At 64.9% G+C, this 21,286-nt stretch carries 21 protein-coding genes and 1 pseudogene; 4 read left to right on the top strand and 18 right to left on the bottom strand.

What is annotated here, in order from left to right; translation table 11 throughout:
* Nucleotides 1-151 precede the first annotated feature (151 nt).
* The gene (locus HDG37_RS26135) at nt 152-2,380 is read left to right on the top strand and encodes an SLC26A/SulP transporter family protein (protein ID WP_184052500.1); all 2,229 of its coding nucleotides are present in this window, start codon (nt 152-154) and stop codon (nt 2,378-2,380) included.
* Nucleotides 2,381-2,416: 36 nt separating this feature from the next.
* On the opposite strand, the gene HDG37_RS26130 is transcribed toward HDG37_RS26135, so the two are convergent.
* The 18 genes and pseudogenes from HDG37_RS26130 to HDG37_RS26045 all read right to left on the bottom strand — a co-directional run bounded on the left by HDG37_RS26130 (nt 2,417) and on the right by HDG37_RS26045 (nt 18,572).
* Nucleotides 2,417-3,538, bottom strand: coding sequence for an asparaginase (locus HDG37_RS26130; RefSeq protein WP_184052498.1), 1,122 nt, complete (start codon nt 3,536-3,538; stop codon nt 2,417-2,419).
* Nucleotides 3,539-3,611: 73 nt separating this feature from the next.
* Complete coding sequence (gene aspA, locus HDG37_RS26125) at nt 3,612-5,030, bottom strand: aspartate ammonia-lyase (RefSeq protein WP_184052496.1); 1,419 nt, start codon at nt 5,028-5,030, stop codon at nt 3,612-3,614.
* Between the two features lie 95 nt (nt 5,031-5,125).
* Nucleotides 5,126-6,592: an aspartate/glutamate racemase family protein gene (locus HDG37_RS26120; protein WP_184052494.1), complete on the bottom strand. Its 1,467-nt coding sequence runs from the start codon at nt 6,590-6,592 to the stop codon at nt 5,126-5,128.
* Nucleotides 6,589-7,884 (bottom strand): dicarboxylate/amino acid:cation symporter, encoded by a 1,296-nt coding sequence (locus HDG37_RS26115; RefSeq protein ID WP_184052492.1) that lies wholly within the window; start codon nt 7,882-7,884, stop codon nt 6,589-6,591. The genes HDG37_RS26120 and HDG37_RS26115 overlap by 4 nt, the downstream gene beginning before the upstream one ends.
* Nucleotides 7,885-8,006: 122 nt before the next feature.
* Complete coding sequence (locus HDG37_RS26110; protein ID WP_090811571.1) at nt 8,007-8,921, bottom strand: LysR substrate-binding domain-containing protein; 915 nt, start codon at nt 8,919-8,921, stop codon at nt 8,007-8,009.
* Nucleotides 8,922-9,015: 94 nt separating this feature from the next.
* Nucleotides 9,016-9,204 (bottom strand): annotated as a pseudogene (locus tag HDG37_RS26105) (aldehyde dehydrogenase family protein); the annotation flags it as partial.
* A gap of 70 nt (nt 9,205-9,274) precedes the next feature.
* Nucleotides 9,275-9,979, bottom strand: a complete 705-nt coding sequence (locus HDG37_RS26100; protein WP_184052490.1) for an aspartate/glutamate racemase family protein — start codon at nt 9,977-9,979, stop codon at nt 9,275-9,277.
* 21 nt (nt 9,980-10,000) lie between these two features.
* Nucleotides 10,001-10,702 carry a hypothetical protein gene (locus HDG37_RS26095; protein ID WP_184052488.1) on the bottom strand — a complete coding sequence of 234 codons (702 nt, stop codon included), beginning with the start codon at nt 10,700-10,702 and terminating at the stop codon, nt 10,001-10,003.
* Nucleotides 10,703-10,734: 32 nt separating this feature from the next.
* Nucleotides 10,735-11,811: an asparaginase gene (locus HDG37_RS26090; RefSeq protein ID WP_184052486.1), complete on the bottom strand. Its 1,077-nt coding sequence runs from the start codon at nt 11,809-11,811 to the stop codon at nt 10,735-10,737.
* A 4-nt stretch (nt 11,812-11,815) separates the two neighbouring features.
* Nucleotides 11,816-12,241, bottom strand: coding sequence for a non-heme iron oxygenase ferredoxin subunit (locus HDG37_RS26085; RefSeq protein WP_260335008.1), 426 nt, complete (start codon nt 12,239-12,241; stop codon nt 11,816-11,818).
* On the bottom strand, nt 12,238-13,176 hold the full coding sequence (locus HDG37_RS26080; RefSeq protein WP_184052484.1) for a dihydroorotate dehydrogenase: 939 nt from the start codon (nt 13,174-13,176) through the stop codon (nt 12,238-12,240). Before HDG37_RS26080 ends, HDG37_RS26085 begins: the two co-directional genes overlap by 4 nt.
* Nucleotides 13,170-14,039: a dihydroorotate dehydrogenase electron transfer subunit gene (locus tag HDG37_RS26075; RefSeq protein WP_184052482.1), complete on the bottom strand. Its 870-nt coding sequence runs from the start codon at nt 14,037-14,039 to the stop codon at nt 13,170-13,172. Before HDG37_RS26075 ends, HDG37_RS26080 begins: the two co-directional genes overlap by 7 nt.
* Nucleotides 14,036-14,680, bottom strand: a complete 645-nt coding sequence (locus HDG37_RS26070) for a nuclear transport factor 2 family protein (protein ID WP_184052480.1) — start codon at nt 14,678-14,680, stop codon at nt 14,036-14,038. The genes HDG37_RS26075 and HDG37_RS26070 overlap by 4 nt, the downstream gene beginning before the upstream one ends.
* Nucleotides 14,677-16,008 carry an NAD(P)/FAD-dependent oxidoreductase gene (locus HDG37_RS26065; RefSeq protein ID WP_184052478.1) on the bottom strand — a complete coding sequence of 444 codons (1,332 nt, stop codon included), beginning with the start codon at nt 16,006-16,008 and terminating at the stop codon, nt 14,677-14,679. Before HDG37_RS26065 ends, HDG37_RS26070 begins: the two co-directional genes overlap by 4 nt.
* 9 nt (nt 16,009-16,017) lie before the next feature.
* A complete protein-coding gene (locus HDG37_RS26060) occupies nt 16,018-16,368 on the bottom strand; it encodes a cupin domain-containing protein (protein WP_184052476.1) in 351 nt (116 codons plus the stop codon).
* 12 nt (nt 16,369-16,380) lie between these two features.
* Complete coding sequence (locus HDG37_RS26055) at nt 16,381-16,785, bottom strand: cupin domain-containing protein (protein WP_184052474.1); 405 nt, start codon at nt 16,783-16,785, stop codon at nt 16,381-16,383.
* Nucleotides 16,786-16,837: 52 nt separating this feature from the next.
* Complete coding sequence (locus HDG37_RS26050; protein WP_184052472.1) at nt 16,838-17,245, bottom strand: hypothetical protein; 408 nt, start codon at nt 17,243-17,245, stop codon at nt 16,838-16,840.
* Nucleotides 17,246-17,258: 13 nt separating this feature from the next.
* The gene (locus HDG37_RS26045) at nt 17,259-18,572 is read right to left on the bottom strand and encodes an aromatic ring-hydroxylating dioxygenase subunit alpha (protein ID WP_311541597.1); all 1,314 of its coding nucleotides are present in this window, start codon (nt 18,570-18,572) and stop codon (nt 17,259-17,261) included.
* Between the two features lie 136 nt (nt 18,573-18,708).
* On the opposite strand from HDG37_RS26045, the gene HDG37_RS26040 reads away from it, so the two are divergent.
* From HDG37_RS26040 to HDG37_RS26030, 3 genes are all read left to right on the top strand, one after another.
* On the top strand, nt 18,709-19,032 hold the full coding sequence (locus HDG37_RS26040) for a helix-turn-helix domain-containing protein (RefSeq protein WP_260335005.1): 324 nt from the start codon (nt 18,709-18,711) through the stop codon (nt 19,030-19,032).
* Nucleotides 19,033-19,093: 61 nt separating this feature from the next.
* Nucleotides 19,094-19,687 carry a TetR/AcrR family transcriptional regulator gene (locus HDG37_RS26035; RefSeq protein ID WP_184052470.1) on the top strand — a complete coding sequence of 198 codons (594 nt, stop codon included), beginning with the start codon at nt 19,094-19,096 and terminating at the stop codon, nt 19,685-19,687.
* Between the two features lie 251 nt (nt 19,688-19,938).
* Nucleotides 19,939-21,246 carry an MFS transporter gene (locus HDG37_RS26030; RefSeq protein WP_184052468.1) on the top strand — a complete coding sequence of 436 codons (1,308 nt, stop codon included), beginning with the start codon at nt 19,939-19,941 and terminating at the stop codon, nt 21,244-21,246.
* Nucleotides 21,247-21,286 lie beyond the last annotated feature (40 nt).

Below are 21,286 nucleotides of genomic sequence, written 5' to 3'. Positions count from 1 at the left end.
CCTTTGCGTGGAGCTCGCCAGGTACGGGGCCGATGAATAATCAGTGTAGGTGTCCGATAAGCACGCTGCATCGCGTTTGACAGCCGTTCGAGCCGCGCAGGATACTGGCTGGCGCGCCTCACGGCGCCCTTGCATTCGACCGGGAATCCACGTGAAGCCGGGCAAGACCGTTTCCGTCTCCGAGATCCCGCTGCGCTCGCGTTTGGCGGGTCTGCCAGGCGACGTGGCGGCGGGCGCCGTTTCGACGCTCGTCATGCTGTGCTATGCGATGAGCCTCGGCACGATGATCTTTAGCGCCGATCTTGCCCGCTACGCGATGCTGGGCGTGCCCACCGCGCTCGTGAGCTGCGTCGTCACGGCGCTCGTGATCGCCTTGACGAGTTCGATGCGCGTCAATATTGGCGGCCCCGACAGCAACGCCGCCGCCTTTCTCGCCGGCGTGGCGGCGGGGGTGGCCAGCAGCGTGCGCGCGGACGGAGGTTCACCGCAGACGCTGATCCTCACTGTGCTGATCGCCATCGCGCTCTGTTCGCTCATGACGGGCATCGTGCTCTATGCGATCGGCTCGTCGAAGCGCAGCCGCTCCTTGCAGTTCCTGCCCTATCCGGTGCTCGGCGGATTTCTCGCGGGCACGGGCTACCTGCTGCTCGCCGGGGCGTTCCGCGTGCTGACGGGCCAGCCGCTGCAGTGGCACACGCTCGCGTTGCTCGCGCACCTTCACTGGCTCACGTGGGTTCCGGCGCTGGTCGTCGGCGTGCTCGCCACGGTGCTGATGCGCACGTGGCAGCACATTGCCGCGCTGCCGCTCACGCTGGCCTTCGGCGTCGTGCTTTTCTACGTTCTGCTGCAGGTTGCCGGAGTTTCGATCGACGACGCGCGCGGCATGGGTCTGCTGCTGCCGCGCGTCAAGCTGCACCTATCCGGGCTGCCGGAGTTGCACCTGGCCGCGAGGCTCGGACGGGGCGGCATCGACTGGTCGGCGGTCGGCGCGCATCTTCCGGAGAGTCTGGTGGTGACCTCGGTGTCGGCCGTGACGATCCTGATGAATTCAACGGCGATCGGCGCGGCCACCGGGGAGGACGTCGACCTCAATCGCGAGATGCGCGCCGCCGGCCTCGCCAATCTCGCGAGCGGACTGCTGGGCGGCATGGTCGGCTACCAGTCGTTCAATCGCTCGATGCTCAACGCGCGGGTGGGCGCGACGAGCCGGGTGGCGGGCGTGTTCGCCTCGCTCGCGTGTGTGGTCGTGCTCGCCACATCGCCGGACATCGTGGCGCTCTTTCCGGTGCCGGTGCTGGTCGGCCTTCAGCTCTTCATGGGGTTGCGCTTGCTCGTGCATTGGCTCGCGGGCGCCTGGACCAAGCTCAACTGGTATGAGTATCTGCTCGTGCCCGTGATTCTCGGCACTATCGCGGCGTATGGCGTGATCGTCGGCGTAGGGGTGGGCGTCGTTGCAGCGTGTGTGATGTTCACGCTGCTCTACGGTCGGGTCGGCTGCATACGCATGGAGTTCGACCTGCGCGCGCGGACCTCGAATGTTGAGCGCAGCATCGAAGACACCCAGGCTCTGCGCGCAATCGGCCCCCAGGTATGCGGAATGTGCCTGCAAGGGTTTCTCTTCTTCGGCACGGCCAATTCGATTCTGCAGCGCCTTCGCGAGCGATTCGGCGCCGGGAATCCGTCGCAGGTCCGCTTCGTCGTGCTCGACTTTGCGGCGACACATGGCATGGATGCCTCCGTATCCATCAGCTTCGTCAAACTCAGGCAGCTCTGCGCCGCAAGAAGCGTGGACCTCGTGTTGACCGCGCTGCCGCCGCGCTCGCGCGATCTGCTCGTGAAGACCGGCACGCTCAATCTGAAGATCCATGAATTCGATACGCTCGATGCGGGTCTCGAATGGATCGAAGACAAACTGCTCGCGTCGAACTCGCTCGCGATCGCGCATGGCGGCGATCTGCGGGCGATGCTCGAGCCGCATTTCACGGCCGGCGCGTTGAACGGCTTGATCGCGTGTCTGGAGGTGCGGGATCTGCTTTCGGGGCAGGCGCTGTTTCGTCATCGCGAGCCGGGCGACGCGCTGTATTTCGTCGAGCAAGGACGTGTCGCGGTCTCGCTGCCGCTCGGCGATGGCCGCTCGGCGCGTCTGCGCTCGTTCGGCCCGGGCACGGTCGTGGGGGAAATGGCGGTGTACACGCAGCAACAGCGCAGCGCGGATGTGATTGCCGAGGCACCGACGCGCGTGTACCGCCTGTCGATCTCCCGGCTGCTCGAACTCGAACAGCAGGACCCGGCGACGGCGCAACAGTTGCATCGGTTTCTCGTGAAGACCATTGCGTTGCGTCTTGCCGTTGCCGACGAGGCACTACGCGCGGCTTTATAAGCGGCAGCGCCCCTGACCGGCGGCGCCCCCAACCCGTCACCACGTCCCGCTAAACGCCTGCTGTACCTTGACGGGATCGGTCACGCCGTTGGCCACCAGCAATTGCGTCAGCAATCGCGCCTTTTGCGGATTCAGATCGAGCGATGCGACGAAACCGCGCTTGTCGTCGTCCACCTCGACGTTGCGGTTCACGAACCCCGACACCAGGCGCGTCGAGCGAACCACCACGATGCCTTTTGCCGCCGCGCGGTCGAGCGCCGCGAGGGCTTCCTTCGACATGTCACCATCGCCTTCGCCGGCGACGACGATGCCCTTCGCGCCATCGGCGATCGCATGATCGATCTGGCGGCCATCCATGTTGCTATGCGCGTAGACGATATCGACGCGCGGCAATTGCCCACTCGCGGGCAGGCTCAGCGCAGCGCGCGTCGATTGCACCGCCGGCATCACGAAGCGCACGCTGGCCGGATCGACATAACCGATCGCGCCGGCATTCGGCGACGCGAACGCCTGTACCGCCGTGGTATTGGTCTTGGTGATCCAGCGCGGCGCGTGAATCTGGTCGTTCATCACGACCATCACGCCTCGGCCACGCGACTGCGGGCTCGCCGCCACTTCGACGGCTTCGTACAGATTGCCGGGACCGTCGGCGCTCGCGGAACCGCCCGGTCGCATCGAGCCGACCAGCACCACCGGCTTGTCGGAGCGCAGCACGTTGCTCAGGAAGAACGCCGTTTCCTCGATCGTATCGGTGCCGTGCGTGATCACGATGGCGTCGGCCTCGTTCCGCTCGAAGACCTCGTCGATCCGCCGCGCAAGCTGCAACCAGATCCTGTCGTTCATGTCCTGCGAGCCGACGTTCGAGATCTGCTCCGCGCTGATGCTCGCGAGCTTCTCGATGCCCGGCACGCCGCGCACCAGTTCCTGCCCCTTCACGTTGCCCGAGTTGTAGCCGATCGCCGAACGGGGATCGGCGGTTCCCGAGATGGTGCCGCCGGTGGCCAGCACCAGAACACGCGGCGTTGCCGTGACGGCGCTGGCCTGTTGCGATGGCGCGTCGGCAGCCTGTGCGCAGGTACCCGCGGCAAGTGCCGCGATCAGCAGTGCCGCCGAACCGCACAGCCGCCTTGCTTTTCGATTGATCGTGTTGCCGTTCATCTTTCTCTCCTCCATCGTTTAAAAGCGTCGCGTGCGTATGCACGCGACCTGTGACCGGAACAACCTTCGTCGCTCACGCCGCCGACGACATCTTTCTTGGTTGCGTCAGCATGGCGGGTTGAAGGATCTCGTCGAGCTGCGCCTGACTCAACAGCCCTTTGTCGATCACGATCTGCGCGACGCTTTTGCCCGACGCAAGCGCTTCCTTCGCGACTTCGGTCGAGTGCGTATAGCCGATGTACGGGTTCAGCGCGGTCACGATGCCGATCGAGCTCTCGACGATCGCGCGCAGCCGCTCGCGATTCGCGGTAATGCCGTCGACGCATTTCGACGCGAGCGTGAGGCACCCTGCGCGTAAATGGGCGACGCTCTTGAACAGGCTGTGCGCGATGATCGGCTCGAACGCGTTGAGCTGGAGCTGCCCCGCTTCGGCGGCGAAGCTGACCGTCACATCGTTGCCGATGACTTCGAACGCGATCTGGTTGACGACCTCCGGAATCACCGGATTCACCTTGCCCGGCATGATGCTCGAACCCGCCTGCACCGGCGGCAGGTTGATTTCGCCGAGGCCCGCGCGAGGACCGCTCGAAAGCAGGCGAAGATCGTTGCAGGTCTTGGAGAGTTTTACGGCGACGCGCTTCAGTACGCCGGAGAGCTGCACGAACGAACCGACATCCTGCGTCGCTTCGATCAGATTCGGCGACGTGGTCAACGCGATACCGGTTATTTCGCTCAAGTGCCTGCATGCAAGCTGCGCGTATTCCGGATGTGTGTTGATGCCGGTGCCGATCGCCGTCGCGCCGAGATTGATCTCGCAGATGAGCTGGGCCGCTTCCTTCAGCCGTTCTTCGTCTTCGCCGAGCATCACAGCGAAGGTGCTGAACTCCTGGCCGAGCGTCATCGGTACGGCGTCCTGAAGCTGCGTGCGGCCCATCTTCAGGTCGTTGCCGAATTCCACCGCCTTGCGTTCGAACGATGCGCGCAACACGCCCATCGCGTCGACCAGTTGCATGATGCCCGCGTAGGTGGCGATCTTGAGCGCGGTCGGATAGACGTCGTTGGTGCTCTGGCCGAGATTCACGTCCTCGTTCGGATGGAGAACCGCGTATTCGCCGCGCTGTTGCCCGAGATGTTCGAGCGCGAGATTGGCGATGACCTCGTTCGCGTTCATGTTGGTCGACGTGCCCGCGCCGCCCTGAATCACGTCGACGACGAAATGCTCGTGCGCGGTGCCTGAGCGCACCTGCCTGCATGCGTGCACGATGGCCTGCATCTTCACTGCGCTCAATAGGCCGAGATCGCAATTCGCGAGCGCGGCGGCTTGTTTCACGCTCGCCAGCGCGTTGACGAGGTTCGGATACACGGAGATCGGAATACCCGTGATGGGAAAGTTTTGCAGCGCGCGCAGCGTGTGTACGCCGTAGTACGCGGTCGCGGGCACGGCGAGATCGCCGAGAAGGTCGTGTTCGATACGTTCGGTCGGTGCAAGCATGATTACCTCTCAGGTTCTGAAATCGACAGGCGAGCGGGGTCATCTGGCACACCTCGTGTGCAGGTCCGTCGCATTGACTGGGTGATGCGGTTGGGTTATCGAGGCGGCGCCGTCGCGCAGGCGACACACTGCTTCGCGAGCACGTCGGTCGGATCGACCACGCTCACGCGCGCGCCGTTCGCGCCGATCGCATACGGCTCGCGAATCAGCAGCGGCAGTTCCGTGCAGCCGAGAACGATTACTTCGACGCCGTCGGCGACAAGCCCGTCGATCGCCGCGGCGAGGTCTTGCTGGCACTGCCCCGCCGTGAATCCGGCCTTCACGCCTTCCTTGCCGTAGATCGCGTCCATCACGCGCGCCTGCAGCGCGGGTGCCGGGACGACCTGCCGCAAGCCGTGCGATTCGAGCGCCTTTTCGTAGACGCCGCTCGCGAGCGTGCCGGAAGTCGCGAGCACGCCGACCGAGCGCAGCGCGGGAAACGACTCGCGCAGATAACGCACCGTCACCGTCAGCATATTGACGATCGGCACGCCGAGATAAGGCTGTATCCGCTCGACGAAGGCATGCGCCGTATTGCACGGGATCGCGATCAGATCCGCGCCGCCCGTTTCGAGTTTCTTGCAGGTCGCATAGAGCGAGATGGTCGGGTCGGGTCCGTCGCCGATCAGATTCTCCGTGCGATCCGGGATCTGCGGGTTCTGCTCGACGAGCAGCTTGAGGTGGTCCTGATCGCGCCGTGCGGGCGTCGCGCGCACGATCTTGTGAATGAAATCGACGGTGGCCGCCGGACCCACGCCGCCCACCACGCCGACCTTGAAGATCGTCTCGGGCGTGTGGTACTGGCCGCACACCACGTACTGCCCATAAGCCAGGTTCGAATCGACGAGCGGCACGCGCAACGCACCGAGTTCGTCCGCGACCAGCGCGATCTCGGTGAGCCCCGGCACGATGACGTTGGCGCCCTGTTCGATCAGGTCCTCGCACGCCGCCCGCAGCAACTCGACCGGACGGCCACGCAGATTGCCGCTCTTCACGCCATCCTCGCCATAAACGGCCTCGGTGACGAAATCGATGCCGTCGCCGATGCGCGGGTGGATCACTTCGAACTCGGGCGCCGCGAAGTACTTCTCGAACAGGCGCCTGCGCCGCGTATGCGCCGACGCGAGCACGCCCACGCGGCGCACCGCGGGAAATCTTCTGCGCACGTGGCTGCGCACCGCATCGATCATGTCGACGATCTGCAGCGGCGAATTGGCTTTCAGTTCGTCGATGAACGTGTGACTCAGGAAGCACGGCAGCACGACCGTCGTCACGCCGCGCTTCTCGAAGCTGCCGATCAGATCGAAAATGTACAGCTTGCGCTGCGTCAACGTCTCGCTGTCGGCATCGGCGCTGCGAAACGGCTGCTGCTCGAAGATCGCATCGAAGTGCTCGGCGTCGCGCGTGGCCGGCGTCGATTTGATCAGTTTGAAGAACACGTCCGCGCTCGCGAGCGGGCCGAGCCCGCCCACCACGCCGAACTTGCGCGCGCTCGTGGCAGCCGTCACGTCCATGCCGCTCATTTCGTCTCGCCTTCGAGCTGGCCGAACGAAGCCGTCGCCATCGCCGTGCGGCGTTGCTGGCGCGCCACGCGCTGGCCCTCCCACTTCGCGATGGCTGCCGTCGCGATGCTGTTGCCGATCACGTTGGTCGCCGTGCGCCCCATATCGAGAATCTGGTCGATCGCGAGCACCAGCACGACGCCCGATGGCGGCAAATGGAACATCGGCGCCACGGCCGCGACGACCACCACCGAGCCGCGCGCGACACCCGCCATGCCTTTGCTGCTCACCATCAGCACGAGCAGCATCACGATCTGCGTGCCGATCGGCATGTCGATGCCGAACGCCTGCGCGATGAAGATCGCGGCGAAGGCCTGATACATCATCGAGCCGTCGAGATTGAACGCGTAGCCGAGCGGCAACGTGAAGCCCACCACTTTCTTGTCGACGCCGAATTCCTCCAGCTTCTCCGTCAGGCGCGGATACGCCGCCTCGCTGCTCGCGGTGGAGAACGCCAGCATCGCGGGTTCGCGGATCGCCTTGAGCAAGGCCCAGACCGGCTTGCCGAGAAACGCGTAGCCGGCGAGGATCAGCGCGGTCCACAGCAGCGCGAGCCCCGCATAGAAGCTGGCGACGAGCTTGCCGTACGTCGTCAGTACGTCGAGGCCATGCACCGTGATCGCCGATGCCAGCGCGCCGAACACACCGACGGGCGCGAGACGCATCACATAATCGGTCAGTTTCAGCATGGTGGGCACGAGCCCTTCGACGCCCGCGATCAGCGGCGCGACGCGCGGGTCGGACTTGATCACGCTGAGCACGATGCCGAACATCACCGAGAACACGAGAATCTGCAGGATATCGTTGCGCGCCATCGCATCGACGATGCTGGTGGGGAACGCGTGTGTGACGAAGTCCTTGAAGTTCAGGCTCGACGTGTTGAGGCCGGTCGCCACGTCAGCGCTCGTCTGGGACATGTGCAAGCCCGCGCCCGGTTGCAGCAGGTTCGCAAGCACGAGGCCGAGCGCGAGCGAGAACAGCGACGCGCACAGGAACCACGCGATCGAGCGCAGACCGATGCGGCGCACGTCGCTCGTGCCCTCCATGCCGGCGAGACCTGACACGAGCGTGGCGAACACGAGCGGCGCGATGATCATCTTCACGAGCCGCAGGAAGATATCGGTGACGATGGAAAAGTAGCCGGCGATCTCCTTCGCCTGCGCGGCATCGGCCGCCGTGCGATGGCAGACATAACCGACGGCCACGCCGAGCAGCATGCCGGCGAGGATGTAGAGGGTAAGCCGATTCTTCATGTGTCTCCGTCCTGAGATTATTTGCGTCTGGACGGAATTCTAGAGACGGCAGAAAAGACGTGAATGCTAGTGTTGCATACGGCTATGCAATTTTCGCATAACGCGGGATAACCCTAGCGGCGCTATTCGGCTGACCCCGACGAGGCCCGCAGATGCCGCCACAGCGTATCGAGCAGTTCAGTGCGGTTCGTGAGGTCGCGATACACGCGCAACTCCAGCTCCAGTTGCCATTCGGAGCGGCCGGCGGCGACAAGCTGGCCGCTGTCGAGTTCGGCGGCGATCGAGCTCTTCGGCAGCCAGGCGACACCCTCGCCTTCCAGCACGAGCTTCTTCACGACCTCGGCCATGTCGGATTCATAGTGAAGATGCAAGGCGGGCGACGCTTTGCTCTGCTCCATCAGCAACGCGAAGCAGCGCCCAAAGTAGCTCGTCTCCGTATAGGCGATGAACGGCATCGGATGTTCGATCACGCCGGGCAGACGGTACACGTGCGCAAGCCGCTGATTGGGCCTGCATACCGGCATGAAAGTATCGACGCCCACGGTCACGCATTCGTACCTGGTCGGATCGAGATGCAACGGCAGCTGCGGATGGTGATAAGCGAACATCAGCTCGCAGTTGCCGTTGACCAGCATCAGTATCGAATCGTGCACGTTCGCCGGAATCACGCGCGCGCGCACTTCGCCGACATGCTTCGATAGCGTGCGCAGCCACGCGGGCAGGAAGTTGAGTGCGATCGTGTGGCCGGCTGCGATCTGCAGGCTCGTGCCGGCGATGCGCTGTTCGGTGCGAATGATGGCGCGCGTGTCGAACAGCTTGTCGAGGATGTCTTCGGCCGCGTCACGAAACAGTTGCCCTGCCGGGGTCAGGGTCGGCGGAAAGCCGCTGCGATCGACGAGATCGGCGCCGACCCATTGTTCGAGCGACTGGATCCGTCTGCTGAAACCCGACTGCGTGACGTTGCGAAACTCCGCCGCCCGGGAAAAGCTCTGATAGCGGGCGAGCGCGATGAAGTCTTCGATCCACTTGATTTCCATCAGCCATCGGTCTCCGGTCCGGCGACGAATGGACTCGCCGCTGCGCCCGCGATTCTACGCCTGGCCGTGCCGCACGCTGACTATCGGACCGGCGTCAAACCGCCATGCACAGGTACTTGATCACCAGGTAGTCATCGATCCCGTAGTGCGAGCCCTCCCTGCCGAGACCCGACTGCTTCACGCCGCCAAACGGCGCGACTTCGTTGGAAATCAGGCCGGTATTGATGCCCACCATGCCATATTCGAGTTGCTCCGCCACGCGCCAGATGCGGCCGATATCTCGCCCTGGCGCGCCAGGTGCAGCAGGCAACGGGAGAAACCGTGAAAGTGGTGCGGCCAGGAGAGGGACCGTCTCAATCGCTTAACAGAACGCCATATCCCGGCGACTTCGCAGAGATGTTCAGCTTCCTCAGGCAGTACCACAACAGCGCGGAATTGCTGCTGATCACCGGCCGTCCGACTTTCGTCTCGATCGAAGCGATCACGCTGCTCACCCGAATGCCCGCGCAACTGATCAGCAACACGTCAAAATCGCCCGGTAGTCGCGTCGCGATGTCGGACCAGACCTCGGGCTGCACCGTGCCCTGCTCGAAAGGCGTGCGGCACGCGCGGCTCGCTTCGGCGACGACACTCAGCCCGCGTTGCTCGAAAAATGCCTGCTCCGCCGCGACGACGCGTTCGCCGTAAGCCGTCACGAGTCCCAGCTTCTTCGCGCCCAGCGCGTCGCACGCGGCGAGCACGGCCTCGATCGTCGTGACCGCCGCGATGTTCGTCGCTGCCGTCACCCGTGCATTGATCGCGTCAGGTCCGTTCACGACGCCCGCGGCCGTGCAATTCGTCGCGATCAGGTCGACCTTCGCGTCGGCGAGCAGTTGCGCGTGCTGTTCGATGTCGTCGATCAACGTGCGATCGGATTCGATCGACGTGTCGCGAAACGGCAAACGCGTCGTGACGAATTGCACGCCGTCGGGCGCCATCGCCTGAATCTCGAAGTCGCACAGTCCACCCGACGGGTACAGATGCCCGATACGCGCGAGATGACCGAACCCGATGCTCATGCTTGCCCCTTGCGAATTGCGTTAGTCGAAGAAGGTCGTGCGCGCCGCCATCGGATGATGGATGTTGCTGCCCTCGAACAGCGGAAATCGTTCGAAGTCCTGCCGCATCGCGTGGCGCACCGGCGAGTGCATCGCCTCGGTGATCGCCCGTGCGCTGTCGAACATCAGCTTGTTGCGCTGCATGTAGTGCACGCGCGTCCATGGCATCGCGTCGAGCCAGTCGATGCGCGTGAAAATCTCGATCTCGCGCACGCTCGGAAAGTCGAACATGATCTGCGGATGATGCGTGAGGTAGTAGTTGATCCATTCGTCGAAGTCGAGCGCGTGGCCCGGGTAGTGCACGAGGAACTGGCATGGCAGGCTGCCTGCTGGCACGCGCGCGTCGGCATCGGCCACGGGAAACGGACGGCGCAGCATCGCCTGCTGCTCAACGCGGCATCCGGCGAGGCTCGCGAGATTGGCCGCGGCGAGCGCCTGCAAATGGCCGCCTGCCGCGATCGGCGCTTCGAGATCGAACACCGAGTCGTAGTCGAGTTGCATCGCGAAGATCGGCGACGCGCCGTCCCGCGTGTAGTAATCGTCGGCGGATTCCGGCGTGTAAAGGCGGGAGCGGCGCAGCGCGGGCGTCGAGTTGACGATCGCGGCGATGCGTTCGAGGTCGTCGGCGCTGATGCATGCCGCCGGGTCCGGATGCACCCAGGTCACGAGGTAAGAGAACTGCATGATTCGAAATGCCTCCTTGCGTGCCGAAGCGTTCACAACGCGAGCAGAATGGTTTGAATGCGTTCGCGCCGTTGCGCGAAATCGGCTCGCGAATCGCCATCGAACGTGAGTGCGAGCATCAACGCAATGCGCAACTTGTGCGGCGCGAGATCGCCGCCCGCGACTACGCCGTCGCGTGCCAGAAACGCCTGAGGCGGCACCACGCCACGCGCCGCGCGGCTCGACTGCACGACCACGACACCGGCCTCAACCGCCTTGCGATACGCGGCCGCCTCGGCTGCCGCCGGCCGTCCCGGCACCAGTCCCGCGCTGATGATGCCGGCGCTGCCTGCCGCGACCAGCGCGTCGATCGCCACACCGTCGGCACCCGCATACGAGATCGCGATATCGACGCGCGGCAGCGCGAATGGCGCATCCGCTTCCAGCAGCGCTCGTGAGAACCATGCGGATTCGCTACCGCGACGCGTTGCAATCGCACCGCGCCGCCACGCAACACGCGCGTCGGGCTCGATGCGCGCGAGCGGACCGTAGCCCGGCGACTCGAACGCGTTCAGTTCGAAACTGGCCGCCTTGGTCACGTCGCGCGGCGAGAACAGCCAGCCGTCCATCGCGACCAGCACGCCGTGTGCCGCGCTCAGCGGATCGCGCGCTGCCGCAATCGCGCCGCGCAGGTTCGCGAGCACGTCGCTGCCCGCGGTGTTTGCGGGCCTCTGCGCTCCCGTGACGATCACCGGCCGCGCGATGTCGAGCACGAGTTGCAGGAACCACGCGGTTTCTTCGAGCGTCGCCGTTCCGTGGGTCACGATGAACCCTGTGATGGACGGATCGGCGAGCGCCGTGTGCCGTATCAGCCGAGCGAGTTCCACCCAGTCCGCCGGCTGGATCGCCACACTGCCGAGGCTGCGAAACGTGACGGATAGCAGTTCGACGTCGGGCGCGAGTTCGCCGAGCGTCGCGAGCAGGGCGTCGATCGGATGCACGACGCCGCTATCCGAATACTCGACCCAGTCGAACGGGCAACGCGCGTGCATCGCAAATGTGCCGCCCGTACCGATCACGGCGATTTTCGGCCCGCGCGCGGTTTTGGTTGCAGTCGATAAAAAGCTCATCGTCTCAGCGGCGCAGCCGAACGTAGAGATTGCCGCCGTCGATCCGGACCTCATGGCGCCGCGTATCGCGCACGATCGGCGCGGTCGTGCCCTTGCCCGTGCGCACGTCGACGAGGCCAGCGTGCAACGGACATTCGATCTCGTGACCGTCGAGCAGGCCCTCGCTCAGCAACGCGTTGCCGTGCGTGCAGATATCGTCGAGCGCATGGATTTCGCCGGCGACGCGAAACAAGCCGACCTTCACGGTGTCGATCGTCACGCCCAGACAATCGTTACCGTCAAAACACCGATCGAGCTCGCCGAGCAGATGCCACGCGTCGGCGGCCATCGATAGCGCCGGCGCCCCGCCGCTCGCGAGCGCCGCCTCAGCCGCGTGCGCAGGCGCGTGAACCGTGCGCCCGCATACCGAGGCAATAGGAATGACCTTCATAGCGCATAGTCCTTTTGCAGATTGATCACGTCATGACGCTGCATTGCGCCGATCAGGTCCGCGACGCGCGCGAGACCGCGCTGCTCGCAGAACGCACGCAGCCCGTCGATCACGCGCGGCATCGCGTTCGGCGTAATGAAGTTGGCGGTGCCGACCTGGACCGCTGCGCAGCCCGCGAGCATGAACTCGATCGCGTCTTCCGCCGTGCTGATGCCGCCGCAGCCGATCACGGGAATCTCGACGGCCTCGGCGCACTGGTGGGCCATGCGCAGCAGAATCGGCCTGGTCGCGGCGCCGGTCAGGCCACCCATCACGTTCGCGACGCGCGGCCTGAAGGTCCGCACGTCGATCGCCATCGCCAGAATCGCGTTGCAGCACACGAGTGCATCGGCGCCGGCGGCTTGCGCGGCGAGCGCGACTTCGACCAGGTTGCCGGCGTTCGGCGTCATCTTGACCCACACGGGGACGCGGGTGCTCGACTTCATCGCGCGCACGACCTGATACGTCGCCTCGGGGTCCATGCCGAACGCCTTGCCGTTCTTTTTCAGGTTCGGACACGACACGTTCGCCTCGATCGCCGCAATGCCGCTCGTACCGATGCGCCCCGCCAGCTCGCCGAACTCGGCCACCGAATTCGCGGAGATGCTGCCCACGATCGGCGGCGTATAGCGCTGGTAGAACGGCACCGTCGTATTGATGTAATAGTCGGCGCCCTTGCTCGGAATGCCGATCGAAAACAGCGTCGCGTCCTTGAACTCGGCAACCCGCGGCGGCGGTACGCCTTCGCGAATGTCGGCGGTGATCGTCTTGGTGACGATCGCGCCGAGGCAATTGAGATCGAACACGCGCGCGTTGCCGTGCGCGAAAGTGCCGGACGCGGGCATGACGGGATTGGCGAGCGTGAGTCCGCCCACCTTGACGCTCAGGTCTACCATGATGTCGTTTCCTGCAAATCGAACACGGGGCCCTCCCAGCACACGCGCCGGAAGGTCAGACGGTCGGAATCGGCATGCGCGCGGAATGGACGCACGCACGCATAGCACGAGCCGATTCCGCAACCCATGTGCTGCTCGATCGCGGTTTGTCCCGCCACGCCCCACGACTTGCCGAGCTTCTGGAGCAGCATCAGAAGCCGGTTCGAGCCGCAGGTGGACAGGAAGTCGAACGGCGCTTCGGCGTGCAGCGCTTCGAGTTGCGCTTCGACGCGCGCGGGATCGCTGCTGCCGTCTTCGTCGGTGACGATATGAACCGTCGCGCCCGCCACGCGCAAACGCTCGGCGGACATCACCACGGCCTGGCTGCGCGCGCTTAGCACGGAGCTCACGCACGCGCCCCGCGCGATGGCATGCGCCGCGAGTGGCGCGAGCGTCGCAAGGCCTACCCCGCGCGCCAGCAGCAAGACATGGCGCGTCTTTTCAGGCAATTCGAAGCCACGACCGAGCGGTCCGAGCGCATCGAGCGTGTCGCCTGGCCGCAACGTCGCCAGCCCTTGCGTGCCGATACCCTGCACCTTGTAGAGAAACTCGACGGTGTGCCGCAGCGGATCGGCGCCGTAGACGCTCATCGGCCGCCGCAGAAACGACGTGCCCGCGGCGCCCGGCGGGCACGCGAGATGGAAGAACTGGCCCGGTTGCGCGAGCGCGGCGCCGATCGGCGCGGCGACGATCATGTGACGATACTCCGCGTTGACGGGTATGTTCTGCAGCACGCGGCACGCGTGCTCGGCGATATCGAGCGCGACAGTACCGCGGCAAGAATCCGTATGGGTCGCGCAGGGCGACGCAATGACTTCTGTCATGACTGATTGTCCTCGGTGCGGTCGACGCGCAGCGCGTCGAGGTCCGCGAAATTGCTGGCGATCGGCAGCGGCCTATCCGCCAGGGTCATCATGTGGAGCGCTTCGAATTTCATGTAACTGATCAACCAGAGGCCGCTCGCCGCGTCGCGCCGGTAGTGTTCGTTCGTGACCGCGCCCAGCCACACCGCCCCTGCGCGCGTGTCCGCGTCCTCGCGCAGCGCCACCTGCATCAGCCGCCAGTTCGCCTGCGCCACGCCGCGCGCGACATCCACCTTGAGCGTCTCGCTGACGTAGTAGTGCATCGCGAAGCGCCACGGCGAGTTGAGAAACCAGCGCTCGATCGCTTCACGTCCGACGAGGTCGCCGCCGAAACCATTGCCGCCCGCCCAGACGGCATCGCCGGTGAAGCAGGCCGCTTGCTGGTGTGCGATGTCCGCGAGCGCTTCGCGGTCGAGCTTGCGGTAGTCGCCACCGTACTTCGCGTCGGCGAGCGCGCCGTAGTGCGCCTTGAGTGCGCGAATCGCTTCGATCGCTTCGAGCCGTTCGACGCGTGCCGCGAGCGCTGCCATCTGCGCGCCGCTGTATGTGGGCGTGTCGTTGCGGGTACGTGCGTCGGCCACTCCCATCGAGATCGCGCTCATGCGGCAAGCTCCTTGAGCGACGTGCCGGGGTCCGCGAGGCGCGCGAGGTCCACGGGCATCGCGCTGGCGACAAGCTTTTCGAGGAAGCGCCGCTCACGGCCCGCGTTGACGAGCACACCCGCGACGATGCGACCGTCGCGCACGCTCAGCGCCGCGCAGGGTCCAGCGCCCGGTTCGCCGCGCAGCACGACCTCGTCGCGCGGATCGGGCTGGCCAACGACCTGGATGTTGTTGCCGAGCTGATCGGTCCACATCCATGGCGTTTCGCGATACGCCTGCGCGCGGCCGATCAGGGTCTGCGCGACCGCGAGCGCCTGGTTCTCGGCATTGCGCCACGTTTCCTGACGCAGACCACCGCGCTCGCTCTCGCCATCGAGCACATGCGCGACGTCGCCGACCGCGTAAAGCCACGGCGCATGCGGACTGCGGCAGGTTTCGTCGACGTCGACGCCCTGGCGTCCCGCGAGCCCCGTGCCCGCGAGAAACGCCGGCGCGCAATCGACGCCGATCGCGATCAGGATCGTGTCGGCGGCGACGTCGAAGGCTTCGCGTGATCGCGTTTGCGTGGTGTCGACGAGTTTGCAACGCACGACATAGCGCGTGCCGTCGGTGGCAAGTTGCGCCGCTTGCGCTGCGTCCGCGATCGACTCGACGGCGACCCCCAGTTCCACCCGCACGCCGCGCGCACGATGCTCGCGCAGCAGCCACTCGGACATCACGGGGGACAGGCAGCGGGCGAGCACGCGCTCGCCCGCTTCGAGCACCGTCACCGGCACGCCGAGCTCGAGCGCCGACGACGCCACTTCCATGCCGATCACGCCTGCCCCGATGATGGCGAGGCCACGGCTCTCGCGCAGCGCGCGGCGCAGCGCGAGGCTATCGTCGACCGTGCGCAGCAGGTGTACGCCGGGCCGGTTCGCGCCGGGAATCGCGCCGTCGCGCGGCGCGCCGCCCGTCGCCACGACCAGGCGATCGAACCGCACTTGGGTGCCGCTCGCGAGTGTCAGCACGCGCTCAGTCGCATCGAGCGCGACCGCACGTTCCTGCAGGCGGTCGATACGCGCATCGCGCAACGCCGACGGCTCCCAGAACGCTGCGGGCGCCAGAACGAGCGGCGACGCCGCGAGCGTCGGCTCGGTTTCGCTCGTCAGCCATTCCTTCGAGAGCGCGGGCCGCTCGTAGGGCGGATGACGCTCGTCGCCTACGAGCGTGATGCGCCCCGCGAAGCCCAGCGACACGAGATGCTGCACGACGCGTCCGCCAGCATGGCCCGCGCCGACGACGACGACGTGCTTCACGTCATCCGGTTCAAATGGATCGTGCTTCATGATTCGATCTCACACACTGGTCCCGGCGCGATACAGCACGCCCTTGGCGCCGATGCACGTAAAGCGACGCGGCTCGCGCGGCGGAATCAGGATCGCCTCGCCCGCGACGAGCCGGTAATGCTCGCCGGCCGCATCGATATCGAACTGGCCTTCGAGAATCGCGACGACTTCCTCGCCGCGCGCTCCCGCTGCCTCGTCGCGCACTTCGCTCGGCTCGAACACCGCGAACTCCGTGCTCAAGAGCGCGCCTTGCGCGCGCACCGTTTGGCTCGCCGCGTGCGGATCGCGCCAGCGCTCACCTGCCTGAACTGCCGTGCATTGCGCGATGTCGCCGGCCAGATTGTCAGCGCGATTATTCATTTGCGTCCCTCATCATCGATTGGCGAGCGGGTAATACGGCGTGTCGTCCTGCGCGCCATATTCCGCGCGCGGCGGCGACACCACGTTCAAGCGCATGCTCACGCCTTGCGCGCCGTAGCAGTTCTTGCCGTAGTGACTGAGGCCTGCGGGAATGATCATCGCGTCGCCTTGCGCGAGCGTGCGCTCGACGTCGGGCGTGTCCGGCCGCACCTCGAAGATCGAGCACGAACCGAGCACCTGCAGCGACGCTTCCTCGCCGTGATCGTGCGCCTTCGCGGGCAGATTCGTGCCCTCCTGCTCGACGAACCTGATCACCGCAACACTCATCGTCGCGCCGATCATCGTCTTCATGTACAGGCCGTTTTCGACCACGGTCTTCAGGCCGTGATCGATGCCAAACACGCGGCATTTCGCCATTTGCTGTCTCCTTCAGGTTCAGACCGGACGCACCGGCCGATCGCGTCAACGTTCAGGGCAGCGGACGCATGACAAAAGTCTCGTCGGCGCGAAAACGCGCGGACTCGTATCCGTCGATGACGGCCGGCTGGTTATAGAACTCGATTGCAGGCGCGATCTCGGCCAGCGACAGCAGCAGGTACATCAAGGTCATCGCTCCGGGATGCTCGTCGAGCGTCGCGAGCGCGTAGCCGTTCAGATATGCGACGACGTCGTCGACCTGCGGCAGGATCGCGTCGCGAAACGCAAGAATGGCTTCCATGCCGACCGCGTGGCGTTGCGCGTTGCGTGCGGTTTCGGTCTCGAGCGCCCAGATGTCGACGAACGGCGCGAGCGACTCGAAACCCGCGGGCAATGTGCGGGCGACGGGCGCTTTTCTGCTGACGAAATTGACCGGCTGGGTAGGCATTGCGGTGCTCATGTTCGATTCCTGGTTAAACCGTCGCACCGGCCGCGACGCCTTGCGCCAGCATCCGTTCGACGACGTGATACGCGTGGCGCACCAGCAGTTCGTTGTCCTGCAACACCATCACTTTTTTCGCGCCCGTTTCGGCCGCGCGTTGCGTGCGTTCGAGCGTGCTGAAGTCTTCGAGCAGCACGTCGCGCAGCGCGACTTTCATGTATTCGAGGAAGAAGCGGCCGCCGGGCGTCGTCATTTCGGGGTAGTACACGCGTGCGTCGACGAGCGTCTGGTTGTGCGAGATCGGACGGAAGTTGTACGCCTGGCAATAGTTCGGACGCAGCGAAACGTAAAAGTCCGGGAACACGATGTTCATGTCGAACAGCCAGTTCGGGCTCCTGGTCCAGTTCACGCCTGACGGCAGCGCGTCGAGCGCAAACGCGTGCTTCGCGCTGCCGATGCCCGCGCGCAATGCCGCCGCCGCGATCGGGCGTTTATGCCCCTGCTCGGACAACGCGTTCTGCGCGGCGGCGCCGCCCTCGGTCACCGCCTTCGGGTTGCCATAGACGGACTTCTGGTTGCCCGCCAGCGAGAGCCGCCGATGAAATTCGCCGCACAGCGCGTCGAGCGGCGGCATGCTTTCGTTGTCGCTTTTGTCGATCGCGTCCGCGATCGAATTGCCGTGCACGTAGGCGACGTGATACGCCTCCTGGAACGCGTCGAGCGCGAGCTTCCAGTTGCAGTTGACGACCGTTTGCCAGCCGAAGCCGGCGGTGAGCTTATCGAACGGATAGCCCTCGATGTCGCCGAACATCGGCCTCATGTAATCCGCGAGCGAGACCGGCGGATTCGGGTCCATGTTCACGAAGATGAAGCCTTGCCACACGTCGCACGCCACACGCGAGAGGCCGAACTGCTCGCGATCGAGACCGAAGAAGCACTTCTCGTCGGGCACACCCGTGAGTTTGCCGTCGAGGTCGTAGGCCCAGCCATGAAACTTGCAGAAGAATTTGCGGGTGTTGCCGCACTTGTCGTAGACGATCTCGTTCATGCGGTGCGCGCACACGTTGTGCATGGCGCGGATCTCGCCCTGACGATTGCGCACCACGATGATCGACGTGTCGCACGCGGCAAGGTCCTTTACGAAGTAGTCGCCCGGCTTCGGAATCTCCTCCATCCGACCGACCTGCAGCCACGTCTTCTTGAAGATGTGTTGCTTCTCGCGCTCGTAGTACTCCGGCGAAATGTACGGCTCGACCGGGATCGGACCGGAGCCGAGTTCGGGATACCGGCCGGTCAGCGTGCCTGCCGGCGCGGGGACTTCGGGGGACAGCAAGGTCGTGGACACGATAGCTTCACCTCAAAAACGAATGTCGTTTATTAATGAATAGTATTCTGTTTTGAAAAATTTTGATCGTCAAGTGTCTTTTGCTGATTTCGCGAAACAGGGGCATGTCCGCGCGAATCCGAACGGGAGCGCTGTAATGAAACACGGGAAGCATGGGTTGATCGCGCAAGCCGCACACAGGCTCTTTCAGCAGCAAGGCTTCACGGCGACGAAGATGGCGCAGATCGCCTCGGCCGCCGGCATGACCGCGGCGAATCTGTACGTGTACTTCGACTCGAAGCTCGCGATCCTCTATGAGGTGTATCGGTCTTTGGCGCGACATTCCAGGCGTCGACGCGAACTTCGCCAATGCGCGCTCATCGAAGCTCTCGCGCGACGGCACCGCCGAGCCGTGCCGTCGCGCGCTTTTCTGAACGAAATGGAAGTCGCGGTCGGCAGCGTCCGACACGCACCGGCGTAGGCGTGGCGGCTTGATAGAATGCCCCGAACCGACCACCGCCCTTCCGATAGAGAGCCCTCAAGTGCCGCAAATCAAAAAAGCCGTCAAGCGGGAAGCCATTTTGACGGCCGCGTTCAACGCCTTCAGCGAAAAGGGTTATTCAGCCACGACGATGACCGAAATCGCCCGTCTCGCGGGCACCACGGTCGCCAATCTGTACGTCTACTTCGACTCCAAGCTCGTCATCCTTTATGAAATCTACGAGCCCTGGCTGATCGAGCAATTGCATCGGCTGCGCAGCGAAGTGGCGTTGCTCAACGGTCCGCGCAGGAAGATCGAGCGCATCCTGGCGGGCCTCTGGGACGACATCCCGGCCGCCGACAACGCCTTCGCGAACTCGTTGATCGACGCACTCGCGAGCGCGCCCGCGGGTCTTGCGAAACCGAACAATCTGCTCGTATCGGTCGAGAATTTCCTCACGCAGCTCCTCAAAGACGCGCTGCCCGCCGAGCGCGTCGCGGCCCTCGGCGGCGACCTGTTCGCTCACGTGATCTGGATGGCGTTCGACGGCTTCGTGATCAATCAGCGTATCGGCGATCACCGCGACATCCAGCGCATCACCGCGCTCATGACCACGCTGCTATTGGGTGAGGCGCCGCGACATGACGTAAGCTGAGCAGGCGACGCGGCCTCGACCCAGGATTTTCCCGAACCACGCCTAAATTATTTTGAAATCTTTGACGCCTCGAAAATAGAATGTCATTCTGTATTCGAGCGCAGACAACAGCTTCCGCCTGCGCCGGGCGGGCAAGCCGCACAAAGCGCGGATAGACACGTGATCCGCGCTTTCGGCCACGAGGTCATCCACGAGGGACTGGCATCGTGCTTGCCTGATCTTTCCGGTAGTTCGTTCGAAAAAGTCATCCCATGGCGGCCATCTCCGAAAGTCCTCTCGCACTCGCACTCGACCCGCCCGCGCGCACCACGCGCCGCGTGCTGGCCCTTTGTTTCCTTACGATCGTGACCGAAGGCTATGACATCGGCGTCATGGGCACTATCGTTCCGTCGATGCTCGCCGACCCGGTGTGGAAGCTCACGCCGATCGAAGTCGGCGCGATGAGTAGCGCGGCGCTGTTCGGCACGCTGTTCGGCTCGTATTTCATCAGCGTTCTGACCGACCTGATGGGCCGCAAACGTCTCCTGATTGCGTGCGTGGCGCTGTTCTCGCTGTCGATGCTGGGTGCGGCCGTTGCGCCCACGCCGTTCATTTTCAGCGTGATGCGCTTCATCGGTGGACTCGGCCTCGGCGGCGTCATTTCCGCGGCGGCGGCGCTCACGGTCGAATACTCGCCGACGCCCAGGCGCAACCTCAATTTCGCCATCATGTATTCGGGCTACGCGATCGGAGCGTTGGTTTCCGCTGTGATCGGGATGGCGTTTCTCGCGTCGCATGGCTGGCGCTTCGTCGTCGCGGTAGGCGCGTTGCCGCTGCTCGCCCTTCCCGTGCTGATCAAGCTGCTGCCCGAGTCGCTCGCCTATCTGATGGCGAGCGGCAAGCGACGCGAGGCCGATGAGCTCGCGCAACGGCTCGGCCTGTCGATCGCGTCGCTCGACAGCATTCCCGTCGAGGCGGTGGCCAAGCCGTCGCTGCGCGTCGTCTTCGGCGAGGTGTTCTCGCACGGCAACTGGTGGTCGACGCTTTGTCTGTGGCTCGCGCAAGTCGCCGCGGTACTCGTGATCTACGGGCTTGGCACCTGGCTGCCGCAACTGATGCGCAAGCTCGGCTATGACCTCGGCTCGAGCCTGTCGTTTCTGGCGGTCTTCATGCTCTCCTCGGCGATCGGCGGCATTCTGATCGGCCGCGTCGGTGATCGGCTCGGCCCGCGCAAGACGATCGTCGGCGGCTACGTGATCGGCGCGCTCGCGATCTGCGGACTGACGGTGAGGGGCGGCGTGTTCACGAACTACGCGCTGGTGGCGCTCGCCGGGCTGGGCAGTATCGGAGTGGCGATGGTGCAGCTCGGCTATATCGCAAGCTTCTACCGGCCGTTCGCACGAGCGAGCGCGACGGGCTGGGCAGTCGGCATAGGCCGGATCGGCGCGATGGCGGGGCCGATGCTCGGCGCATGGTTCGCCGCGTCGCATCTCGACGTGCGCCTGAATTTCATCGCCTTCGCCGCGTCGGCCCTCGTCGCCGCGCTCGCCATCGCTCTGTGCAGGCCGCGCCACGCATGACACGCCGCAGAGCCGGTGCAAACCGGCCTGCGACCTGATC

This window comes from Paraburkholderia sp. MM5384-R2 (assembly GCF_014201025.1).
GTDB lineage: Bacteria > Pseudomonadota > Gammaproteobacteria > Burkholderiales > Burkholderiaceae > Paraburkholderia > Paraburkholderia tuberum.
The sequence above is the reverse complement of the archived record's forward strand: the minus strand, read 5'-3'. Positions and strand labels throughout refer to the sequence as shown.